General features: G+C 67.3%; 19 protein-coding genes. 7 read left to right on the top strand and 12 right to left on the bottom strand.

Annotated features, from left to right (window positions below; translation table 11 throughout):
- Window positions 1–4: 4 nt before the first annotated feature.
- From J6U32_RS00860 to J6U32_RS00830, 7 genes are read right to left on the bottom strand one after another with little or no spacing between them, the layout of a single operon-like run.
- Window positions 5–856: a carbon-nitrogen hydrolase family protein gene (locus J6U32_RS00860; protein ID WP_208793141.1), complete on the bottom strand. Its 852-nt coding sequence runs from the start codon at window positions 854–856 to the stop codon at window positions 5–7.
- A gap of 43 nt (window positions 857–899) precedes the next feature.
- On the bottom strand, window positions 900–2,357 hold the full coding sequence (locus J6U32_RS00855) for an MSMEG_0567/sll0787 family protein (RefSeq protein WP_208795894.1): 1,458 nt from the start codon (window positions 2,355–2,357) through the stop codon (window positions 900–902).
- Window positions 2,358–2,361: 4 nt separating this feature from the next.
- A complete protein-coding gene (locus J6U32_RS00850; RefSeq protein WP_208793140.1) occupies window positions 2,362–3,417 on the bottom strand; it encodes an MSMEG_0568 family radical SAM protein in 1,056 nt (351 codons plus the stop codon).
- Window positions 3,418–3,452: 35 nt separating this feature from the next.
- On the bottom strand, window positions 3,453–4,739 hold the full coding sequence (locus J6U32_RS00845; RefSeq protein ID WP_208793139.1) for an MSMEG_0569 family flavin-dependent oxidoreductase: 1,287 nt from the start codon (window positions 4,737–4,739) through the stop codon (window positions 3,453–3,455).
- Window positions 4,740–4,763: 24 nt separating this feature from the next.
- Complete coding sequence (locus tag J6U32_RS00840; protein WP_208793138.1) at window positions 4,764–5,060, bottom strand: MSMEG_0570 family nitrogen starvation response protein; 297 nt, start codon at window positions 5,058–5,060, stop codon at window positions 4,764–4,766.
- A complete protein-coding gene (locus J6U32_RS00835; RefSeq protein ID WP_094601318.1) occupies window positions 5,053–5,943 on the bottom strand; it encodes a carbon-nitrogen hydrolase family protein in 891 nt (296 codons plus the stop codon). Before J6U32_RS00835 ends, J6U32_RS00840 begins: the two co-directional genes overlap by 8 nt.
- 34 nt (window positions 5,944–5,977) lie before the next feature.
- On the bottom strand, window positions 5,978–6,502 hold the full coding sequence (locus J6U32_RS00830) for an MSMEG_0572/Sll0783 family nitrogen starvation response protein (protein ID WP_006371625.1): 525 nt from the start codon (window positions 6,500–6,502) through the stop codon (window positions 5,978–5,980).
- 339 nt (window positions 6,503–6,841) lie between these two features.
- Between J6U32_RS00830 and J6U32_RS00825 the strand changes: the two genes are divergently transcribed.
- The 3 genes from J6U32_RS00825 to J6U32_RS00815 all read left to right on the top strand — a co-directional run bounded on the left by J6U32_RS00825 (window position 6,842) and on the right by J6U32_RS00815 (window position 10,492).
- On the top strand, window positions 6,842–7,948 hold the full coding sequence (locus J6U32_RS00825) for an enoyl-CoA hydratase/isomerase family protein (RefSeq protein WP_208793137.1): 1,107 nt from the start codon (window positions 6,842–6,844) through the stop codon (window positions 7,946–7,948).
- An 82-nt stretch (window positions 7,949–8,030) separates the two neighbouring features.
- Complete coding sequence (locus tag J6U32_RS00820; protein ID WP_208793136.1) at window positions 8,031–8,813, top strand: enoyl-CoA hydratase; 783 nt, start codon at window positions 8,031–8,033, stop codon at window positions 8,811–8,813.
- Window positions 8,814–8,890: 77 nt separating this feature from the next.
- Window positions 8,891–10,492: an MFS transporter gene (locus tag J6U32_RS00815; RefSeq protein WP_208793135.1), complete on the top strand. Its 1,602-nt coding sequence runs from the start codon at window positions 8,891–8,893 to the stop codon at window positions 10,490–10,492.
- Between the two features lie 7 nt (window positions 10,493–10,499).
- Here J6U32_RS00815 and J6U32_RS00810 read toward each other — a convergent pair whose 3' ends face one another.
- The 3 genes from J6U32_RS00810 to J6U32_RS00800 form a co-directional block, all read right to left on the bottom strand.
- Complete coding sequence (locus J6U32_RS00810; RefSeq protein WP_208793134.1) at window positions 10,500–12,572, bottom strand: neutral/alkaline non-lysosomal ceramidase N-terminal domain-containing protein; 2,073 nt, start codon at window positions 12,570–12,572, stop codon at window positions 10,500–10,502.
- A complete protein-coding gene (locus tag J6U32_RS00805) occupies window positions 12,569–13,207 on the bottom strand; it encodes a TetR/AcrR family transcriptional regulator (RefSeq protein WP_208793133.1) in 639 nt (212 codons plus the stop codon). Before J6U32_RS00805 ends, J6U32_RS00810 begins: the two co-directional genes overlap by 4 nt.
- Window positions 13,208–13,291: 84 nt before the next feature.
- Window positions 13,292–14,062, bottom strand: a complete 771-nt coding sequence (locus J6U32_RS00800; protein WP_208793132.1) for a FadR/GntR family transcriptional regulator — start codon at window positions 14,060–14,062, stop codon at window positions 13,292–13,294.
- A 203-nt stretch (window positions 14,063–14,265) separates the two neighbouring features.
- Here J6U32_RS00800 and J6U32_RS00795 point away from each other — a divergent pair, with 203 nt between their 5' ends.
- The 4 genes from J6U32_RS00795 to J6U32_RS00780 all read left to right on the top strand — a co-directional run bounded on the left by J6U32_RS00795 (window position 14,266) and on the right by J6U32_RS00780 (window position 18,677).
- On the top strand, window positions 14,266–15,006 hold the full coding sequence (locus J6U32_RS00795; RefSeq protein WP_208793131.1) for a (Fe-S)-binding protein: 741 nt from the start codon (window positions 14,266–14,268) through the stop codon (window positions 15,004–15,006).
- A complete protein-coding gene (locus tag J6U32_RS00790; protein WP_208793130.1) occupies window positions 15,003–16,553 on the top strand; it encodes a LutB/LldF family L-lactate oxidation iron-sulfur protein in 1,551 nt (516 codons plus the stop codon). The genes J6U32_RS00795 and J6U32_RS00790 overlap by 4 nt, the downstream gene beginning before the upstream one ends.
- Entirely contained in the window at window positions 16,550–17,179 is a 630-nt protein-coding gene (locus J6U32_RS00785) for a LutC/YkgG family protein (protein ID WP_208793129.1), read from the top strand. Before J6U32_RS00790 ends, J6U32_RS00785 begins: the two co-directional genes overlap by 4 nt.
- 91 nt (window positions 17,180–17,270) lie before the next feature.
- Complete coding sequence (locus tag J6U32_RS00780) at window positions 17,271–18,677, top strand: purine-cytosine permease family protein (RefSeq protein ID WP_208793128.1); 1,407 nt, start codon at window positions 17,271–17,273, stop codon at window positions 18,675–18,677.
- 496 nt (window positions 18,678–19,173) lie between these two features.
- On the opposite strand, the gene J6U32_RS00775 is transcribed toward J6U32_RS00780, so the two are convergent.
- Window positions 19,174–20,463: an HNH endonuclease gene (locus tag J6U32_RS00775; RefSeq protein ID WP_208793127.1), complete on the bottom strand. Its 1,290-nt coding sequence runs from the start codon at window positions 20,461–20,463 to the stop codon at window positions 19,174–19,176.
- Window positions 20,464–20,875: 412 nt separating this feature from the next.
- On the bottom strand, window positions 20,876–22,522 hold the full coding sequence (locus J6U32_RS00770) for a helix-turn-helix domain-containing protein (RefSeq protein WP_208793126.1): 1,647 nt from the start codon (window positions 22,520–22,522) through the stop codon (window positions 20,876–20,878).
- Between the last annotated feature and the right edge of the window lies 1 nt (window position 22,523).

Raw genomic sequence — 22,523 nt, 5'->3', positions numbered from 1 at the left:
TTCGTCATCTCCTGATCTCGGTATCGCTCGGCAACCGGTAGGCGTCGGTGCGCAACTCGGCCAGGTGGTCCAGAACCCTACGGGCCCGGCCGATCTCGTGCTCGACGTCGACGGTGACCTTGGCCAGCCCACCCTTGGAACGGGTGGTCGTCAGGATGTCACCGCCGGGGCCGACGACCTTGGCCTGACCCAGGAATCGCAGCGACCCGGTGATGCCGGTCAGATTCGACGACACCACGAACACCTGGTTTTCCGCGGCGCGGGCACTGTCGTAGAGGTCGAACAGGCGCGACTGGCGGTCGGCGGGTAGCCGTGCAGCACGGTCGGTGACGCTGGCCGGCCAGGCCGAGAGCGCGGCGATGGTCGTCGCCCCGTCGAGAGCCAGAGTGCGCGCCGACTCCGGAAAGGTCTTGTCGTAGTCGATCAGCATGCCGAGCCGGCCGATCGGGGTGTCGAACGCCTCGAACCGATCACCGGCCGTGTACGCGAGGGACTCGCCGGCGGGCTGGTGCACCTTGCGATGTGTTCCGAGCACACCGTCACCGTTGACACAGACCGCCGAGTTGTACCGAACCCCATCGGCTGCCTCGGCATAACCGATGCACACCACCATCTTTCCCGCGGCGGTGGCGATGGCAGCCAATTCGGGTCCGTCACGGTCGAGGGTGGGTGGCAGGTCGTCGACGTCGGGCGCGCGAAGATCGCCGATGTACCCGCCGAGTGCCGCGTCGGGAAACACCAGCAGGTCCACACCCTCGCGTGCGGCGGCCTCGATGATGCCCAGCGCCTTGGACACTGCGCGCTCGACGTCGCGGCCGAAGTGCGCGGCGAGAGCTCCGAGTGTCACGGTTGTCATGGACGCCCAGCCTACCGAGCGAGCTGGTCGTTCGAGGGGTAACTCATGCCGCCCCGAGTCCGGTCACACCGCAGGCCACGGCGACGGTACTGACCCCGTCCGGCCAGCGCAGCCGCACCCCGGCGCCCGCCACCAGACGTCCACATGCTGCCGAGGTCACGGGTGCGGCCGGCCCGGGATCGGCGGGTCGGGTGTCGGCGAGGAGCATGCCGTACCCCGGAAAACAGGTGAGCCAGTCACCCATCGCGGCCTCGGCAGGTCGCGGCACCGCGGCGACATCGAGTTCGGCGCCGGTCCCCGACGCTTCCGCGAGCATTCCCAACGTGCCGACCACCCCGGCCATGCTGACATCTTTCGCGGCGCGCGGGCGCAACCGCGCAGGCAACCCCGTCATCCGTCGCAGCTCGTCGGGCCGGCGGGAACTGGTGCTGTCCCATTGCCTTCCGTGATATCCGGGTCGCCATCCGCCGGTGGTGTCGGCGAGCAGGGACACGACGTCGCCGACGCGCCCGGCGCCCGCGGCGATCGGATGGTCGGTGCGGCCCAGCGCGGTCACCGACAGCGCCGACGGCGCCCCGAACTGCGTGTGGCCACCGAGAACCGCTGTGCCCCAGGCATTGGCGGCCTCGGCGATACCGCGGACCACGCGTTCGACGTGTGCTCGGGTCGGGCCGCCGACCGCGTCGAGCAGACCGACCGGCGTCGCGCCCATCGCGGCAAGGTCGTTGAGGTTGACCAGTACCGAGCACCACCCGGCCCACTCGGGATCCCGCTCGACCATGGACGGAACGATCGCGTCGCACGCCGCGATCAGATCGGTACCCGGGACCGGCGCGCCGTCGTCACCGCGAAATCCCGCCGGACCCAACCCCATCGGTTGGGACTGGAACGGCGTGAGAACCTGCGCCAGAGGTGCTTTGGTGGCGTCGGCGGCTCGCTGGATGCGACCGATCGGCCACCGCATCCGGCGATGAGCCCGGCCGCGCACGGTGACGTCGGCGCCGCAGTCCTCCCAGCCGAGTCCGGTGAACAACCCGGCGAAACGGTCCTGGACGCATGCGTCGAACCGTAGTGCGCCCGCGGTCTCCACGTAGGCGCACGCGGCCCGGATCAATGCCGCGCCCACACCGCGGATCGGACGGTCGGGGTCGACGACGAGTCGGCTGCCCGCCCAATATCCGATGTCGGGGTCCAGACAGGGAGCCACCCGCACCCCGCCGACCACGGCACCGTCATCGGTGACCGCGATCAACGCCACCATGCGTGGATCGTCGTCGACGTCGTCGGCATCGCTTCCGTCGAAAAGTCCCTGCCGGACCACGAACTCGGCGCGCCGCAGAGCCCGATACGCTTCCATCTCGGCGGGGGAGTCGGCGATGCGGATCAGGTGGGTGGTGTCGTTGCCGGGCTGTCGACGATGCGGGGTGCCCGCGAGGATCGAGAGGTCACCCCGAGCGGGAGCGGGTGGTGCGGCGTGGGGGAGGGTCCGGTGGTCGAGCATGTTCTCACCCAACGACATTCGCCAGCACGCTGCACGCCCCGCACGCGGCGCATCCGGCGCGTTGGTCGCTGCCGGCCATGTCGATGAGCTGCAGGTGTGACGCGACCTCGCGGCTGATCTTCTCCACCGTCGCCGCGTCGGGGCCGGTGGCGCCATCCACATCGACAGCCAGGGTGCCCTGTTGCGGGCGGAACGGCACGATGAACGGGTAGACCCCCATGTCGGCGAGTTCCTTGGCGCCGGAGATCATCTCGTCGGCATCCTCGCCCAATCCGACGAGGAGGTAGGTGGAGACCTGGTTGCGGCCGAACACGCGGACGGCCTCGGCCCAGGCCGCCCGGTATTCGGCGAGCGGTACCGTCGACTTCCCCGGCATCCACCGGCGTCGGACCTCGTCGTCGAGGGATTCGACGTGGATGCCGATCGCATCGGCACCGGCGTCGCGCAGGTCGCCCAGGACCGAGAGATCGGCGGGCGGCTCGCACTGCACCTGGATGGGGAGGTCGGGGGCGGCGTCCTTCACCGCGCGGACGCATCGTGCGAGATGCCGTGCGCCCCGGTCATGTCCGGCCGACGTCCCGGTCGTCATCACCATCTGGGTCACACCGTCGAGGTCGACGGCGGCACGCGCGACCTCGGCGAGTTCGTGGGGTCGCTTGACCGCGGTCGTGGAACCGGCTCGCAGCGACTCCTCGATGGAGCAGAACCGGCAGCGTTGATCCTCGGCGTAGCGGATGCAGGTCTGAACGACGGTGGTGGCCAAGACGTTCTGACCGTGCAGCCTCGCGATCTGCTCGTACGGAACTCCGTCGGTGGTGGCGAGATCGTAGAATCTCGGCCGGCCGATCGGGCTGATCTGCACGCCGACGTCCTCTCCGTCGAGGAGGACGCGATCACCGTCGAAGATGAAGGGGCTGTTGTCGTTCCGGGGGATTGCGGCGTGCAGTCCGTCGATGACGAGGTGACCGTCATCGCTCGGACCGGCACCGCCGGTGCGATGGACCGGTGGCGTGCCCCGGATGCCCAGCAGTGCGAGGTCGACGCGGGTGGAGACGCTCATGATCGTCCTCCGATCGGTGGGGTGAGGGAGCAGGGTTATTGACTCGCGGCGAGGCGTAACGGTGAGCGGGTGGTGCCCTCGCAGATCGTTTCCGCGATGTGGCGAGCGTCGCGGTCGATGCCGAGGAATCGTCCGGAGCCCCAGGTGTGCATCCACGGCAGACCGACAAAACTCAGACCGGGTACCTCGGTGATGCCGCGGGTCTGCATCGGACGGCCCGACCCGTCGAAGGCGCTGGCCTCGATCCACCGGTAGTCGGGTCGGTAGCCGATCGCCCAGACGATGGAGGTGATGCCGGCGTCGGCCAGATCGAGGGACTCGGGTTGCGAATCGGGTTGCCACACCGGGGTGTATCGGGTCGGTGGAGGTGCGTCGATGCCGTTGGCCTCGATGTGGCGGTCGATGTCGGCGCAGATGGAGTTGTACACCGTATCGGCGTTGTCGAGGGCCGCGGTCAGCGTCGGCGCGAATCGTAGGCCGCTGTCTTTCCCGTCGATGAGGGTGCCGTACAACCGCATCCCCTCGAGCGCGAAACGCCGCAGGTCGATGTCACGGCCGCCGTCACGCCCGGTGACATAGTGGTTGGTCTTCTCTCGGGCGGCCTTTCCGCCGGGATACTCCTGCGCCGGGGTGTCGTAGAGGCCCATCTCGGCCAGCCACGTCATGCAGTCGCGTCCACGGTAGGTGCGCGCGACGCGGGGAGCGTTGCCGATCGCGAGATGTACCTCGCGGCCGGCGAGATGGAGATCCTCGGCGATCTGCGCCCCCGACTGACCGGACCCGACGACGAGCACCGCCCCCTCGGGCAGTTGGTCGGCGTTGCGGTACTGCTCGGAATGGATCTGTGTGACAGCGGGATCGAGCGAGGAGGCGAATGCTGGGACGACGGGCAGTGGGTAGCCGCCGGTGGCGATGACCACCTGATCGCAGGTGAGTACTTCCTCGCCGGCGTCGCCGCTCACGGTCAGCTCGAATCGGTCGTCGGCGATTCGGGACAGGCGCGTCACGGTGGTGTGGGTGCGCAGCGGCGGCTCGAAGGTCTCCAGCCAGCCCGCGAGCCAGGTGACCACCTCGTCGCGGGTCATGAACCCGTCGGGATCGGCGCCGTCGTAGGAGCAGCCGGGCAGCCGGCAATGCCAGTTGGGGGTGACGAGGGTGAAGTTGTCCCAACGGGTGTCGGCCCAGGCGTGCATGGGTGTGTCGCTCTCGATGACCACGTGATCGATGTGCGCCTTGCCGAGATACCAACTGACCGACAGGCCGGCCTGGCCGCCGCCGACGATGACGACGGGGATGTGCGGGGGATGGGCGGAAGTGCTCATGGGAGCTCCGAACGATGTGGGGATTCAGGGGGGGGGGAGGGGCGGGTGCATGCTCAGGACTTCGACGACGGCGTCGTCGGCGAAATCGGTTGCGGTGACGGTGATCGCTTCGGCTGTCACCGCCGCCGAGGTGCAGGCGAAACCGAACTTCGCGCGGACGCGCTCGGCTGCCTCACCGAGTGCGACGAGGCTGCGGGCGCGGAACTCGGCGACCGTGTAGTGATGGCCGCTGCTCAGATGATCGTGGACGACCAGCGACGGCGAATAGCATTCCTGCACACGCCCGTCCGGCCAGCGCACCGCGAAGGTCATCTCAGGCATGAGCGGGTTCCCGCCACGCCGCTGCCTCGGTGTCGGTGATGAGTCCGTAGGCATCGGGCCGTCGGTCGCGCAGATGGAACATGCCGGCGCGCATGGCGGTGAAGGTGGCGTCGATATCGACCTCGGCGACGGCCATCCCGCTGCCGAGGAGCGTCGAATCCAGGACGTTGCCGCCGGGATCGACGATCTTGGCGTTGCCGACGTACCGCAGCGAACCGAAGGTTCCGGACTGGTTGGCGGCGATCCAGAAGACCTGATTATCCAGTGCGCGTGCGGTATCGAAGAGATTGAAGCGGTAGGTCCAGCGGTCTTCCTGCAGGTTCTCCGCCGTTGCGGTGCGGGCGGCCGGCCACGCCGAGAGGCTCGCGATGATCTCGGCTCCCTGCAGCGCCATGATGCGTGCGGCTTCGGGAAAGGCCTTGTCGTAACAGATCTGCAGGCCGACACGCCCGACCGGAGTATCGAAGACCCCGTACTCGGTGCCCGCGGAATAGGACATGTTCTCGCCCAACGGTTGATGCACCTTGCGGTAGCTGCCGTAGATCCGATCCCCATCGAGAACGGCTGCGGCGTTGTACCGCGTGACCCCGTCCTCGGCGAGTTCACAGAAGCCGATCGCGATGAGCATGTCGCCCGCGATCGCCTGAACGCGCGCGATCTCCGGCCCGTCAAGCGAAATCGCCGGTGGCAGTGAGCGGCTGGTGGTCGCGACGGTGTCGCCGTGATTGCCCAGTGAGGAGAGGTAGCCGCCGATGGCGGCCTCGGGGAAGACGAGGAAATCGACTCCCGCTGCTCGGGCCCGTTCGACGTGGTCGGCGATCACCCGGTAGTTGTCCTCGAGGTCGCGGGTGAAGTTGGCCGCGACGGCGGCAAGTGTCGTCATGAGCTGATCCTGTTGGTGGGCATGGGAACTCGGCTCACACCATGTAGGTGGAGTTGATGATCGCGCCCTTGCGGGCGTAGTGGATGAGAGCGTCTTGCACGTCGAGCGGATGTGCCGGGATCACGCCCTCGATCAGGTCCTCTTCGCGGCCGCCGTGCAGGGCGAGCCCGAATCGGCAGCAGAAGACCGTTCCGCCCTCGGAGATGAAGGTTGCCAAGGAGTCGTTGATGTTCTGTTCGCCGGGGAAGCCCGAATCTCCGGTTGTCGGGAAGCCGCGTGTGGCAAGGCAATTGATGGCGCCGGGTCCGTAGAAGTAGATCGCCGACTCGAATCCCTTGCGCAGTGCCCGGGTGGCCTGCAGGACGGCGACGAACGAGACCGATGACTCGTGGGCGATGCCGTGGACGAGGGTGAAGTACGATTCGCCGTTCTCCGCCTGGTAATCGGGGAAGATCTTGGTTCCGCCATAGATGTTGGAGCCCTTGGGAAGTGACGGATGGGGGATCTCGGCGAGGGAGGCGGCGATGTTCTCGGTGATGGTCTCGTCGAATGCGGGCATGGCTTCTCCTGTGGAGACGGCGCGTGGATGTGCGCGGCGAATGAGGGGGTGGGCGACGTTGCCCGGGATGTGAACGGGGATCGGAGTCGGCGTGGGCCGGTCGGTCACCTGCCACCAATTTCAGACCTCGAGTATTGCGTGGTGGTTACCGGCGGAATAAGGGATCGCCGGATTCGTGTAACACAGCCCTCGGCGTACCCGGAGCGCCACCGACGCCTGTTCCCCATGGTAGGCCGACCTGTGCGCCTGGACCTTGTGCGCGTGGAGAAACTAGGATATGCAACTATTGCAGACAGGCGAGCGCCGCCGAGCATGTGACAGCGTGAGGGAAGGAAACCGATGGCCGACGATGCGTCGATCCGCACGGAACGCCGGGGGCGGGTGGCCCACCTGGTGCTCAATCGCCCGAAGTCGATCAACGCGCTCGACCACGAGATGGCGCTGACCATGGACAACGCGCTACATGCGTGGGCGACGGACGACGCGATCGAGACCGTGGTGATCTCCGGGGCCGGTGAGCGAGGCCTCTGCGCCGGCGGCGACATCGTCGCCATCCATCGCGACGGCGTCGCACTCAGCGGCGTCGACGCCGAGGGCGGCGCCCACGACGACCACGACGCCGCGTCGAGCCCGTCCGGACGCTTCTGGCACGACGAATACCTCCTCAACGAGTACATCGCGAACTACCCCAAGCCCTACGTCGCGATCATGGACGGCATCGTCATGGGCGGCGGCGTCGGGATCTCCGCCCACGGCAACACCCGCGTCGTCACCGACCGCACCAAACTCGCGATGCCCGAGGTCGGCATCGGCTTCGTGCCCGACGTCGGCGGCACCCATCTGCTCGCGCAGGTCCCCGACCAGTTCGGCACCTACCTCGCGCTGACGGCCGCACCGATCGACGGCGCCGAGGCGATCGCCCTCGGACTCGCCGACCATTATGTGCCCGCCGAGAAACTCGACGAACTCGTCGCAGCGCTCGCCGACCGGCCGGCCGGCGAGGTGCTCGCCCGGTTCTCGATCGAACCGCCCGCCGCGGGGCTGCTCGAGCAGCGATCCTGGATCGCCGAGGCCTTCGCCGCCGACGGCGTCGATGAGATCATCGCGCGATGCCGCGCCGTCGGCTCGGACTTCGCAACGAAGACCGCCGAACGGATCGCCGTGAAAAGCCCACTGGCCCTGCGGGTAGCGCTGCGTTCGCTGCGGGAGGCGAAGCACGACGCGACACTGGCCGACTCGTTGCGCCGTGAATACCGGGTGTCGTTGCGCTCGTTGCTGTTTCCCGACCTCGCCGAGGGCATCCGGGCGCAGGTCATCGACAAGGACCGCAACCCCGTCTGGCGGCCCGCCGACACGATCGACGACTCCGTGATCGACGCGTTCTTCGCGCCGCTGCCCGACGACGTCGAACTGACCTTCGAGGTCGAATCCCGCACCGGCGCCTGACCTTTCCCGGCACGAGAGGCGTCGCCGAAGCCATTGACGAACCGAAGCCATTGACGAAGAAGCCATTGACGAAGGAGTCACCATGAGCACCACCGAACCGCAGATGATCCTGATCGAGCGCCGCGATCGCGTCGGCATCATCACCCTCAACCGTCCCAAGGCACTCAACGCGCTCAACACCGAACTGATGACCGAGGTGGTCGCCGCGGTCAAGGAGTTCGACGCCGACGCGGGTATCGGGGCGATCGTGCTGACCGGATCGCAGAAGGCGTTCGCCGCCGGCGCCGACATCAAGGAGATGTCGTCGAAGACCTACGCCGAGCTGGTCAACGAGTCGTTCTTCGGTGCGTGGGATGAGCTGTCGCGCAGCCGAACCCCCATCATCGCCGCCGTGACCGGGTACGCGCTGGGCGGTGGGTGTGAGCTGGCCATGCTGTGCGACACGATCATCGCCGGCGAGAACGCCGTCTTCGGGCAGCCCGAGATCAACCTCGGCGTCATCCCCGGCATCGGCGGATCGCAGCGCCTGACCCGTGCGGTGGGCAAGGCCAAGGCGATGGACATGGTGCTGACGGGCCGGCAGATGAAGGTCGACGAGGCCGAACGCATGGGTCTGGTGTCGCGGGTGGTTCCCACCGAGGAAGCGCTCGACACCGCACTCGACGTCGCGGCGACCATTGCGTCGAAGTCGGCGATCGCGACCGCGCTGGCCAAGGACGCGGTGAACCGCGCCTTCGAATCGAGCCTCACCGAAGGTGTTCGCGCCGAACGCGCGCTGTTCTATTCGACATTCGCCACCGATGACCAGACCGAGGGGATGGCCGCGTTCGTCGAGAAGCGGGAGCCGCGGTTCACCCACCGGTGACCCGTCGGGTCACCCGACCGGGGTGACGAGTGCGGCGATACGCCGTGAAACGGGCACCTCCGTCGTAGGCTCGACGCGTGACGACGACCGATGCCATCGACAGCGACAAGGGGACGAGTCCGCCACGGGCGGCCCTGGTACTCGGGGCGCTGATTCTCGTGGCCGGTGTCGCCAACATCAATCTGTCCGTGGCCAATGTCGCACTGCCCGATATCGGCAAGGCCCTCGACGCCAGCTCGACGCAGCTGAATCTGATCGCCGTCGGTTACTCGCTGGGACTGGCGGCGTCGGTGCTGTACTTCGGTGTGCTGGGCGACCGTTTCGGCCGACGACGGTTGCTCATCTCCGGCATGTTGTTGACGTTGCCGGCGTCGCTGATCGCCGGTTTCGCGGTGGGCCCGAACGTCTTGTTCGCCGCACGCGTCCTCGGCGGGATCTCGGCCGGTCTGGCCTACCCGACGACCCTGGCGATCATCACGGCCCTGTGGACCGGTGCCCGCCGCACCGGCGCGATCGCGGCGTGGTCGGCGATCGGCGCGGCGATCTCGGCGACCGGCCCTGTCGTGTCGGGGGCGTTGCTGGAGCAATTCGCGTGGCAATCGGTCTTTTTGGTGACGTTGCCGCTCGCCGTGCTCGCGCTGGCCGGCGCGTGGTTCCTGGTGCCCGCCGACCGCGGTGACACCGCCGTCGCCGTCGACAACCTCGGCGGCGTCCTGTCGATCGTGCTGGTGGGTGCCACCGTGCTGGCGATCAACTTCGCCCCGCTGAGCACCATGCGGACCGCGGTGTGGGTGCTCGCGGCGATCGCGGTGGTCTCGATCGTCGTGTTCGTGTGGCGCCAGCTTCGGATCAGGGTGCCGCTCTACGACTTCCGGATCGCCGCCCGGCCGACGTTCTGGGTGGCGGCCGTGGGCGGCATCGTCATCTTCGGCACCCTGATGGGCGCGATGTTCGTCGGTCAGCAGTATCTGCAGAACGTGCTCGGCTACTCCACTCTCGCCTCGGGTGCGATGGCCCTGCCCGCCGCCGCGGCGATGGTGGTGGTCGCACCGCAGTCGGCGAAACTCGTGGAGTCCATCGGATCTCGCTACACCCTGCTCATCGGGTACCTGTTCATCATTCTCGGCCTGGCACTGGCGCTGATCATGTGGCACGACACCGCGCCCATCTGGTCGGTGATCGGTACCTACATCCTGATCGGCGCGGGCGTCGGATTCGCCGGCACCCCGGCGTCGCATTCGTTGACCGGCTCGGTGCCGGTCTCACGCGCCGGAATGGCATCGAGCACCTCGGATCTGCAGCGCGATCTCGGTGGCGCGATCATGCAGTCGGTGCTCGGGGCGATCCTCACCGCCGGGTACGCCAAGACGTTGACGGCGGCGATCTCCGCCTCACCCGACGCCGACCATGTCAGTAGCGAGACCCAGGCGGTGCTCACCAAATCCTTTGCCAGCGCCGCGGATCTGGCACAACGCTATCCGCAGTACTCGCACGAGATCATCACCGCCGCACGCGAGGCCTTCGTGCACGGTGACGCCCGGGCGAACGCGGCGGCGATCGTCATCGTCGGATGCGGGGCCCTGCTGGTGGCCGTGTGCTATCCGAAGGCGGCCAAGGAGCGAGAAGCGATGCGCCGCTACGCCTCCGAACGCGGGGTATCGGCCTCCGACGACACCTGAGCGGTGCTCAGGTCACCTCGAATGCCGGGCTGACGCCGACGATTGGGCGTAGACGACCGGTCGCCGACTTGACGTCACCGAAATACCGGATGCGATGACGACCGTGTGCGCCCTGCGGGATTCGCCACGTGATGGTCACGATCGATGCCGAATCCTGACCGTCGGGGCGCTTCCAGTCGAGTTCGCTTGCCGCCCCGGTGTCGTCCTCCGTGGTGATCCAGCGTCCCCCGTCGAAACGCTCGATCACGTAATAGCCGTCGGTGGGCCGGGACCCGTCGGCGGGCACACGTCGCACACGATTGCTCGGATGTGCTCCGGAGAACGACACCGAGACCGATTGTCCGGCAACGTAGGTGGATCTCGGTGCGGAGACGACCGCACCGAAGGTGGTGCCGCGGATCGGGTTGTCGGCGGGGACCGGTGCGAGGAGGTTCGGTTGCAGCCCACTGGTGTCGGCGGGTGTCGGTCCGAGATCGCCGCGCCTGCCCGCGGCCATCGTGCGGGCCAAGCGGTCGAACTCCTGCATGTAGGCGCACAACGTGTAGCGCCCGAAGAGTGTCTCGCCGCCCTCGTACTGTTGCGACAGGAACTCCTCCGGCGTCGTCACGTACTGGCTGTAGCCGTTGGCATAGCCCTGCATCAGCACGTTCTCCAGTGGCACGCGCAGTGTGTCGGCGACGATACGCCGGATGCGCAACCCGGCGACGATGGTGAATTCGGCAGGCCCGCAAGCGAGGACGAGGTCGCCGATCCGGATCAGCTGGATCGGCAGCACCTGCTCTATCCAGGGTCGTGGGGGAAGGTAGCCGAGCGGGAACAGGTCGAACTTCGGTGCCTGGATCGCGACCGCCCACTCCGGCGGCGTCGCGCTGGTGTCGACGCCGAGGGCCTGCGCGAACGGCAGCGTCACACCTTCCTGGAGAAAACTCAGCTGGCTCCGCGTGTTGTCCTCGGTGCTGGTGGCCGCGGCGGCAGCACCCATGATCGCCGGGGTGGTGCGAGTGGGCTTTCCGTCCGGGGTGTAGTGGCCGTCGATCCGGATGTCGGAGAGATCGAGGAAGCGATAGGCGTAGCTGATGGCACCGGTCAACGGCCGAGCTGCGGCGAAAGCACGTTGTGCGGCGCGGTGCTGGCGGTCGCCGATCATCACCCGGTTGGTGCGGTGGTCGGCGGTGGGCCCGCCGGGGTGCATCTTGCGCAGCCACAGGTTCGGTGTCATGTCGCCGGCATTGGTCTGCGGAAATGCGGCCACCACACCGGGATTCGCGCTCTCGGCCAGATAGGACGCGTAGCCCTTGTTGTCACTGGAGATCAGGGTGTTGGCGTCGGTGAGCGAGGTGCCGTGCGTGGCGAACCAGGTGATCTCGCCGATCACGGTGCCGCCCTGACGCAGTCGCAGCGCGGTGACCTGTGGGTCGATGTGTTCGGGGAAGTGCTTCTGGTCGGCTGCGGGATTGCGGACGAACGCCTGCAGCGAACGGTTGGCGCTGGCGTCGTGCAACTCGCTGTGGCCGAGCTCGAGCGTTCCCGGAGCGAGACTGTTGTGTGCGGCGACGATGGCCTCGACGATTCCGTCGACCTCGGCGCGATACGAGTTCTCCCGATGCCCCAGTGCGGCAAGGACGTACGCGTAGTCCCAGGCGGTACCGCCGCACGAGTTGTGATTGTGCGTGGCGTTGATGTTGACGTTCTCGTTGGTGTAGACGTTGCCGAAGCGTTGTGCCAGCGCCTTCATCACGCCGACCCGGTGGGATTCGAAGATGCACGCGAGATCGGCGTTGACGAAGACGATCCGGGTGCCGGTGGCGGCGTCGGCGATGATGTAGGCGCGCGCCCACACGCGTTGCAGGAGTCCGGTGGCCACCTGCGAGAGATCGGAGTATCCCATCATGCCTTGTCCGGCAATGGCTCCGGTGATGTCACCGCGTCCGGCGCCGACGAGATAGCCGCCCGATGGTGCCGCCTGTGCCGAGCCGGACGGGGCGGCGACACCGGCCACGCCGAGTGCCGTGGCGCCGACCGCCGCTCCGGCCAGTAGCCCTCGCCGGCTGACCCCGGCTGCTCTCTCGGTGTCCGTCATCGTTGTCGTCCCTCCGAACCGGCCTTGCCCGCATCGTCGGCGGGCGTGGCCATCGCGGCAAAAGTGGTGGCCAACACGGCGATGTGGCGCCGCGCGGCGTCGCTGTCACGGTCGGTGAGCCACGACAGCGTCAGTCCGTCGAGCGATGAGGTGACCATGTGGGCGAGTTCGTCGGTCGGCATCGTCCACCGCAGTGACATCGTCTCGGCGATGAAGCGCAGCGCGTCGGCGACAGCCGACCGATAGACCTCCCATTGGCGACGCCCGGCTTCGGGATCGTGGCGCATCGCGTGGGTGGCAACCTCCAGCAGCGCGATCTCTCGCCTCGGATCGCTTTCCAGGAGGCGCAGGTAGGCGTCCATCGCCGCGGTCAGCACCTCGGTGAGTCCGGTACCGGGGTCGGTGAGTTCCACGCTGAGCAGCGCGCCGAGTCGTTCGGCGCTGGTGATCTCCTCGATCACGGCGCTGATCAGTGCCTCGCGCGAGGAGAAGATGTAGAACAGTGCGCCCTGCGGCATGTCGGCCTCACCGACGATCGCCCGTGTGGTGGCCGCGGCGAGTCCGTCGCGTGCGATCACCCGGATCGCGGCGTCGATCAGTTCCGCACGGCGCTCGTCGAACGTCATTCGGCGCATCGAGAATCCCCCCCCGGATCAGTTGATCGTTCGGTCAACTATGCATCACGGGTGGTGATCTGTCGCGCGGATTGCAAGAATTCGTCAGATCGTGTGGTGGTGCAGGGTGGGCAGACTGTCATAGGCGTTGCGGATGTGCCGTGCGGCGAGTCGGGACGCACGATCCGCGTCGCCGGCGGTGATGGCGTCGAGGATCTCGTGGTGCTCGGCCATCAATCCCGCGCGCAGAGCGGCCCAGTCCTCGACGTCGGTGAAGGCGGCAAGGATCGCGCGACGCTGGGCGTTGCGGATGGCGACGGTCATCGCGGTGACGAGCCGATTGCCGCCGGCTTCGGCGATGGCGGTGTGAAAGGCGATGTCGGCGTCGTTGAAGGCGGCGCGATCGTCGACGGCGGCCTCCATCGCGGCCATCGCCTCGTGGACCGGCGCGAGGCGTGCGGGATCGTGTGCCCGCGCGGCCAATTCGACGCTCGAGGACTCCAGCGTCACCCGCGCGTCGACGACGTCGGCGAACGCGAAGTTCGACAGCGCGATGTGCAGGCGCAAAAAGTGGGTCAGTGCTTCGGCGGGCATCGCGGCGACGAAGGTGCCGGCGCCGGCGCCGCTGCCGACCGCCGATCGGAGCACGCCCTGAGCCTCGAGGACGCGCAACGCCTCGCGCACCGCGGGCCGGCTGACCTGCAGGCGTGCGGCCAGATCGCGCTCGGGCGGCAGTGGATCGCCGACCCCCAGTGCACCGGAGAGGATCTGCTCCTCGATCGCGTCGATCACCATCTCGTAGGTGCGGGTACGCGCCACCGGTTGCCAGTTCGGGCTGGGTGCGGCCTCCGTCGCGGATGACCGGCCGATCGTCATGGAAACCACCTTCCGTGCGGGGTCTGGTTCCCGCGTCGATCCGGGTCGCGCTGTTGACAGGCGCGACGGGATCACCCTACCGTGAATCATGTGGTCAGACCACAGGTCTTTCCAGTTCACAGCCCCAGCCAACTCCGTGGAGTCCGCATGCGAATCCCCGAACGTGAAACCCGGCCATCGATCACGCGATCGGGACACCCGGCATGAGGGTTGCCCTGTTCGCCACCTGCTTCAACGACACGATGTGGCCCGGCACGCCCCGAGCGACCGTGCTGCTGCTCGAGCGACTCGGCGTCGAGGTCGAGTTCCCCGTCGAGCAGACCTGCTGCGGTCAGATGTTCACCAACACCGGCTACGCCGACGAGGCGATCCCCGGCGTGCGGCAGTTCGTCCAGGTTTTCGGTGAGTACGACGCGGTTGTCGCGCCCTCGGCCTCCTGCATCGGCTCTGTGCGCCATCAGCATCCGGGTCTGGCCGCCCGCTCGGGCGACCGCGGGTTGCAGGACGCGGTGGCTGCCTATACCCCGAAGGTGTACGAGCTCAGCGAATTCCTCGTCGACGTCCTCGGTGTCACCGACGTCGGCGCGTACTTCCCGCACCGGGTCACCTATCACCCCACCTGTCATTCGCTGCGCATGCTGCGCGTCGGCGACAAACCGTTGCAGCTATTGCGGGCCGTCAAGGGTATCGATCTGGTGGAACTGCCTGCGGCCGAACAGTGTTGTGGATTCGGCGGCACCTTCGCGATGAAGAACGCCGACACCTCGGTGGCGATGGGCTCCGACAAGTCCGCGCATGTCAAGGAGACCGCCGCCGAAGTGCTGGTGGCGGGCGACAATTCCTGCCTCGCCCACATCGGCGGACTACTCAACCGGGAACGCGCCGGGGTCCGGATGATGCACCTCGCCGAGATTCTCGCCTCCACCGAGAAGGAGCCCGCATGACCACCTCCCGCGACACGGTGCACGAGATGCCCGCGATGGCACCGTCACTGGCGTTGGGCTCCGGCCATCCGCACGTCGGGGTCACCTCGACCTTCGTCGGGATGCCGAAGTTCCCCGAGGCCGCCAGGACCGAACTGGCCAACACCACCCAACGTCGAAATCTCGCCCACGCCACCGGGATCATCCGCACCAAACGGGCCGGGGTGGTCGGCGAACTCGACAACTGGGAGCAGTTGCGCGTCGCCGCCGAACAGATCAAGAACCGTACCCTGCGCAACCTCGACCGCTATCTGATCGAGTTCGAGGAGAAGGCGAGCGCCGCCGGGGCCGTGGTGCACTGGGCCCGGGATGCGCAGGAGGCCAACCGGATCGTCGTCGACCTGGTTCGGCAGACCGGCGCCGACGAGGTGGTCAAGGTCAAATCGATGGCCACCCAGGAGATCGAACTCAACGAAGCCCTCCAGGATGCGGGGATCGACGCCTGGGAGACCGATCTCGCCGAACTCATCGTCCAACTCGGCGACGACTGGCCCAGTCACATCCTCGTGCCGGCCATCCACCGCAACCGCAGCGAGGTCCGCGAGATCTTCCTGCGACGGATGAAAGAGGTCGGCCGTCCGGCGCCCGACGATCTCACCGACGATCCCAAGCGGCTCGCCGAGGCCGCCCGACTTCATCTGCGCGAGAAGTTCTTACGCGCCAAGGTCGGCATCAGTGGCGCGAACTTCGCGGTCGCCGACACCGGTAGTCTCGTCGTCGTCGAATCCGAGGGCAATGGCCGCATGTGCCTGACCCTGCCGGAAACGCTGATCTCGGTGGTGGGCATCGAGAAGATCCTGCCGACCTGGTCCGACCTCGAGGTCTTCCTGCAGGTGTTGCCGCGGTCGAGTACCGGGGAGCGCGAGAACCCGTACACCTCGATCTGGACCGGCGTCACCCCCGGTGACGGACCCCAGAATGTGCACATCGTCTTGCTGGACAACCATCGCACCGACGTGCTCGCCGACGAGGTCGGCCGAGATGCGTTGCGCTGCATCCGGTGTTCGGCGTGTCTGAATGTGTGTCCGGTGTACGAGCGTGCCGGCGGACACGCCTACGGTTCGGTCTATCCCGGGCCGATCGGGGCTATCCTCACCCCGCAGCTACGGGGTACGTCGTCGGCGGTCGACAAGTCGCTGCCGTTCGCCTCCAGTTTGTGCGGGGCGTGCTTCGATGTGTGTCCCGTGCGTATCAACATCCCGGACATCTTGGTGCACTTACGAACCCGTGTCGTCGACGAGAAGCGCGGAGGGTTGCCGAGCGGTGAGGCCGCCGCGATGAAGGCCGGTGCGTGGATGTTCGCCGATCATCGGCGGCTCGAGGCGGCGCAGAAGGCGGCCACCACCAGTCACCGGTTCTTCGGCAAGCGCACGACGATCGGCGCCCTGCCGTGGCCGTTGTCGGCGTGGAGCTCGGCGCGCGACGTTCCGGTGCCGCCCGCGGAATCGTTCCGCGACTGGTGGAAACGAGAACGCGGGTACCGCGCGTCCGGGGAGGAGGACCGATGAGCGCGCGCGAGGACATCCTGAGCCGCGTCCGAGCTGCGATCTCCGACGTCGACGACGCCTCTCGCGCGAGTGGGATCGACTGGGACTACGGACAAGCGGTGCCGACCGGCGATCTCGACACCGTCGGGCGTTTCGCCGAACGCGTGGCCGACTACCGTGCCGTCGTCGAACGCGTCGGAGAGTACGACCTGGCGCAGCGGATCTCCGCGGCACTGGCCGAGGTCGACGGGCCGGTGCTCGCCGACCCGGCGTTGCGTTTGCGCCTGGGCATCGAGGGGAACTGGATCGATGACGAGACACTTTCCCCGACACAACTCGACCGGGTCGGCGCGGTGGTGACCACGGCCGCTGTCGGGATCGCCAACACCGGCACCATCGTGTTGGACCACGGCGTCGGGCAGGGTCGGCGCGCGTTGTCGCTGGTGCCCGACGTCCACCTCTGCCTCGTTGACGCCGCACAGATCGTCAGTGATGTCCCCGAGGCCGTAGCCCGGCTGATCGCCGACGGTACGGCCGCCCGCCCGCAAACCTGGATCAGCGGCCCCAGCGCCACCAGCGACATCGAACTCGACCGCGTCGAGGGCGTGCACGGTCCGCGCACCTTGCACGTGGTGATCGTCGGCTGAAGCCGGGGTGGGCGGATTGTCTCGACGTGGGCGGCGATCAACTGACAGATCGTCGGTTGCCGGGTGGAAGTGGACGCAGCACAGTATCGCCATGACAGCTACACCCGATATTTCCGTCGATGCGGCAGCCGTCGAGTACGGCGGCAAGGTTCTCGCCGTCGAGCCCGGCGGCAACGAGCCGATTCCCCTCGAGGCCCGCCACGGCAAACCCCGAGGGCTGTTCTGGACGTGGACCGCCCCGAACCTGGAGTTCGCGACGATCTTCGTCGGCGTCATCTCGGTCGCCTACTTCGGTCTGTCGTTCTGGCAGGCCGTCGGCGCCGTGGTGATCGGCAACCTGCTCGGCGCGGTCGCGCATTTCTTGCTCTCCGCCGAGGGGCCGCTGCACGGTGTGCCGCAGATGGTGTTGGGGCGCTTGGCCTTCGGTCACAACGGCAACATCCTGCCGGCGACGTTCATGGCGGTGATGTGCGGCGTGGGGTGGTTTGCCACCAACAGCGTCAGCGGCGCCTTCGCGTTGTCTACCCTGCTCGGCATCACCCCGATCGCCGGGCTCATCGTGATCGTGGTGCTGCAGACGGCATTTGCGTTCTTCGGCCACAATCTGGTGCAACGCTTCGAGCGACTGGCGGCCCCGATCCTCGCGATCGTCTTCCTCATCGGCGCGGTCATCATCTTCAGCAAATCCGACGTGTCGGCGGGATCGGCCGAGGGCGGCTTCTCGATGGGCGGCTTCCTCCTCGCGGTGGGCGCCTCGTTCGGCTACACGGCGGGTTGGACGCCCTACGCCGCCGACTACACCCGCTACCTACCGCCGACCGTGTCGAAGATGCAGACCGGCCTTTTCGCCTCTGCCGGCCTGTTCCTCTCGTGCACACTGCTGATGGTGGTCGGCGCCGCGTCGATGACGATCGGTGCGCCGACGTCGGACAACCCCACTGACGCATTCACCGCCAACTTCCCGTCGGCCATCGCCGACCTCACCCTGCTCGCCATCGCGGTGGGAGCTATCGCCGCCAACGCCATCAATGTGTATTCGGGCGCAATGGCTTTCGTGACGATGGGATTCAAACTCCCCGTTGGCGCACAGCGGGCACTGGTGTCGGTGTTCTTCGGCGTCGTCGGGTTCCTCGTCGCCTGGTGGGCGCTGGCCGACGCCGCCGCCTCCTACGAGGCGTTCCTGCTGCTGGTTGCGTACTGGATAGGTCCCTGGCTCGGCGTGGTCTTTGCCGACCGTATGCTGCGACGCGAGCCGCCGTCCCTCGAACTCCTCTATGACCGCAAATACACCAACTGGGGTGGACTGGCCGCGTTCGTCATCGCTCTCGTCGCCTCGGTCCTGTTGTTCTGCAACCAGGAACGGTTTGTCGGCTTCATCGTTCGGGCGGTGCCCGAACTCGGTGACATCGGCGCCTTCGTCGGCTTCGCCATCGCCTTCATCGCCTACCTCCTCCTGGCCCGCTCCCGGGTCGAGAAGTCGGTGCAGCAGTACGGCTGACGCGTCGGCGTAGGGTTCCAGCGTTTACTTGCGGCGGTCTCGAGGCTCGCCGCACGCGGCTTGCACCTCGACCAGCGGGGGAAGACTACTCGCCATGGAAGGATGCTCCGCCCTTCCCACCCGGCGACCCCTTCCCACTCGACAGTCCATCCCACCCGACGGTCCATCCCATCCCGATGGTCGAGGGGCCGAGGAGCGCCAGCGACGAGCCTCGAGACCCCTTGTGCCGAAAGGCTTCCGGTCCACAGTGGTTCGGTTCCAGCACTGCCGCAGGCGGTCTCGAGGCTCGCCGCACGCGGCTCGCACCTCGACCATCAGGGGAGGACGCCAATCCCGATGGTCGAGGTGCCGAGGAGCGCCAGCGACGAGCCTCGAGACCCCTTGTGCCGAAGGGATTCCGGGCCACAGACGCTCGAACACCTCGACCATCGGGTGGGGATTTCTCTATGGATTTTTCAAACAACAGATGCGGTCCCGGCCAGGCCGGGTGCGGGAATCAGGCTGCTGCGTCGTCGAGTCGCATGGTGCGTCGGTGGTAGGACGGTACAGGTTGTCGTTTCGGGTCGATGCTGGCGGGTGGGATCAGCCAGGGGTGTCGGTCGAATCCCATGATGATGTCCCACCCGTGGTGGTGCACATCGTCGTGGCAGCTGGTGCAGAGCAGGCAGCCGTTGTCGAGGTCGGTGGGTCCACCCTGACTCCAGTGAACGAGGTGGTGTCCTTGGCAGCGTCCGGCGTGGGCACCGCATTTGATGCATCCGCGGTCTCGCACGAGCAGGGCTTTCCGTTGTCCTGGGGTGAAGAAGCGTTTCTCTTCACCAACACTGAGGGGTACCCCGTTGGGATCGAGCATGATCTTGGTGATGGTGGTGTCACACGACAACAACTTGGCGGTGGCTTCGGTGATGGCACCCATGTTCTGCAAATCGCCGCCGAGCGCGGGGTTGTCGGCTGACCACGTCCACAACAACCCGTTGGTCGGTTTCGCCGAGAACGTGGTGTCCGCCAAGCCTTGTGCCGCCAACTCCACAATCGTTTCGAACGCGGCCGCACAGATCTGTTCGGGCGTCCGCGGATCCGGCGACCCATCGGGCTGAGGCTTGGGCGCCGACAAGGTTTCCATCAAAGTGCGGGTTTTCTCCCCGGCGATGATGTCGAGGTTCGCCGAGATCTCCAACCGTCCGTCGTCGGTGATGCGGTCGGTGTAGGAGTTGATCTTCTTGTCCTCGGCGGCCGGTAACCCACCCGAAGTCTCCGCGGCGAGCTCGTTGCCCAACTGCCGCGCGTAGAGGTTGATCTCGGCGGGAGTGAATCCCGCGAAGTAGTGCGACAGCAGTTTCCGCAGGTATTCGCACCGTTGAACGGTATCGAGCGGTTCGGGGGAGCGGGTGTCGATGTGCGCCAACCCGCGGACGATGGCGTCGGTGTGTTCCGACGAGATGGACCCGTCAGCGGCATGCGCCAACAACAGATCCACATCGGTGGCGGCAGCCATCCGCACATACCGACCTGCGACGGCGGGTGCGAAGCCCATGCTGATCAACAGTTCTCGCAGTCGGGTGGTCTTATGATCGGCCACGCCCAGGCGATCGATCTCGCCGGTGAGGGTGGTGGCGTGGTGATCAACCAGGTTCCGCAACAACAGGACTTGTTTCATCGCGCCGAACGCTTGGGGTCCGGTCATCTCCGGATTCCATTGCAGGTCGCTGAGTTGGGTGACGATGGCGGCGAAGACTGCTTCGGCGTCAACGGTTTCCGCGTCAAGGACTGTGGTGGATTCGATCATGGGCCCCTCCCCGGTGGCTGATCGGTGTGATGCCTCCATGGTACTCGAACATATGGATTAGGGCAAGGGTGTTCTATAAATCTGGAGAGGGAAAGATGCTTGTGGACAACGGGTTTCGGGGGTGGGCTGGCGGCAGTTTTCTGTCGGTGGGGTGTGGTAGGGGGTGCGGGGTTTTCGCTGTTGATGTTCGATGTGGTTGGGAGGCTTGTTGTCTCGCCGGGTCTCGAGGCTCGCCGCACGCGGCTCGCACCTCGACCATCGGGAGGGGGTCGTCGATCGGGGGCGCCTTGACCATCGGGAGGGGGTCGTCGATCGGGGGCGTCTTGACCATCGGGGGGTCGCTCGGGTGAGCGGGGTCCTTGACCATCGGGGGAGGGACTCCTCGACCATCAGAAGCGGACGCGCGGGGAAGTCAGCGCTGATCCGCAGTCCCGGCGTGAAAGACGTTGATGGCCAGCAATATCGATGCGTACATGGCCGGGGTGGTCGGGTCGAAGCCGAGTAAGGCGCGAATACGATCGAGGCGCTGATACAGACTCTGACGCCCGATGTGGAGAGCCTCGGCCGAGCGGGTGGCGCTGCATCCGTGAGTCAGATGGACTTCGAGGGTGTGAACGAGCCGCGAGGACGACGTCGCATCGTGGCGTACCAGCGGGGCGATGATCCGGCTCAGCTCGCCGCGTAGACCGTCTGACAACTCGCGCGCCGCGGCGTCGGAGACGAGTTCACGGCTGGTCCTGATGTCGGCGGCCGTACCGCCGGCAGAGCGCAATTCGACTGCCACACCCAGCCTTTCCGAACAAATGCGGAGTTCGTCGGCCAACGTCAGGGCAAGGCCGGGACCTGCGCCGGTGCCGGCGAGCGGGCATGGGGTCCCGACGACGACGGTGAGCCGGCCGAGGCGCCGCGGATCGTCGGCCAGTGCCGCGCGGACCTGATCGGCCGGCTCGGTGAGTCCGGCGTCGGTGGTCACGATGAGGCCGTAGACGGTCGCATCGACGGTGGCGTGGACGAGTCCGCCGAGATCCGCAGCCGCCGACAACGCCGTCTCGACCATCCGGGTATCGGGTGCGTGGCCGGCCACCGGCACGAGCACGGCCTTGTCGCCGACCGGTAATCCCGACGTCGACAGCCGCGCAAGTAGATCCGCGCGCCGCAGGGGCCGACGGTCGACGAGCTCGGCCACCAGTTGCGCGCCGATGGACGACCGCCCACCGGATCGGGTCAGTACCGCCGCCAGCGGTCCGGCTCCGACACCGAGCAGCGCCTGCACACGTGCGACGGGTATCGAGGACGCGCTCGGCCCCGCGAAGACCTGCCCGATCTCGCGGCCGCGCAACGTGATCGGTTGCGCCGCGATCGCGCCGTCGACGACGCGCCACGCGGCCCGGTCGTCGTCCACCCCGTGGACCGCCAGCAGGGCGCCGCCACCACCCACCACGACGATCGGCGTCCCGGTCACCTCGGCGATGTGCTCGATCATCGCGGCCGCGGCGCCGCGGGCGAGGTCGTCGTGCAGGGTTGCGTCGAGTCCACTGCGCAGCCGCAGGTCGCCGACCTCCTCGGACACGATCTCGGTGGTCGCCGTCCGGCACACCTCGATGAACGGCACGATCCGCGTCAGTTCGATGATCGGCAGATGCGCGGCCGAACCCTCCCGGATCATCTCCTCGGGCACCGCGTCAAAGCTGCGTCCGACCTCGAACGCCAACCCGGCAACGCCGCGTTCGGCCAGGTCACGCACATAATGGCGACGGGTACCGGCGTCCAGGCCGGCCAAGCCCAGGCCGGTGGTGAGCAATAGTTCGCCACCTGTCAACAGCGGGCCGATCTCGAAGATCTCGCTGGAATGCACCCAGCTCACCGGCGCGTCGAGCCGGTCGTGGGCGGTCAACACACGCGGCCCGGCCGGAGCGAGGTGCGTGTCGATCATGTGCCGCAGAGTGAGCGACGGTGCGGCGGGCAGCGGAGATTGAGACACGATGCCGACGATATGCCCGTTGGCGCGCGCTCGCGACCGGACGAATTGTCGGTTGAGTACGGCCGCGCCCGACGGCACT

Source organism: Gordonia polyisoprenivorans, assembly GCF_017654315.1.
GTDB lineage: Bacteria > Actinomycetota > Actinomycetes > Mycobacteriales > Mycobacteriaceae > Gordonia > Gordonia polyisoprenivorans_A.
Note: the sequence above shows the minus strand (reverse complement) of the source record. Positions and strands in the feature narration are given on the sequence as shown.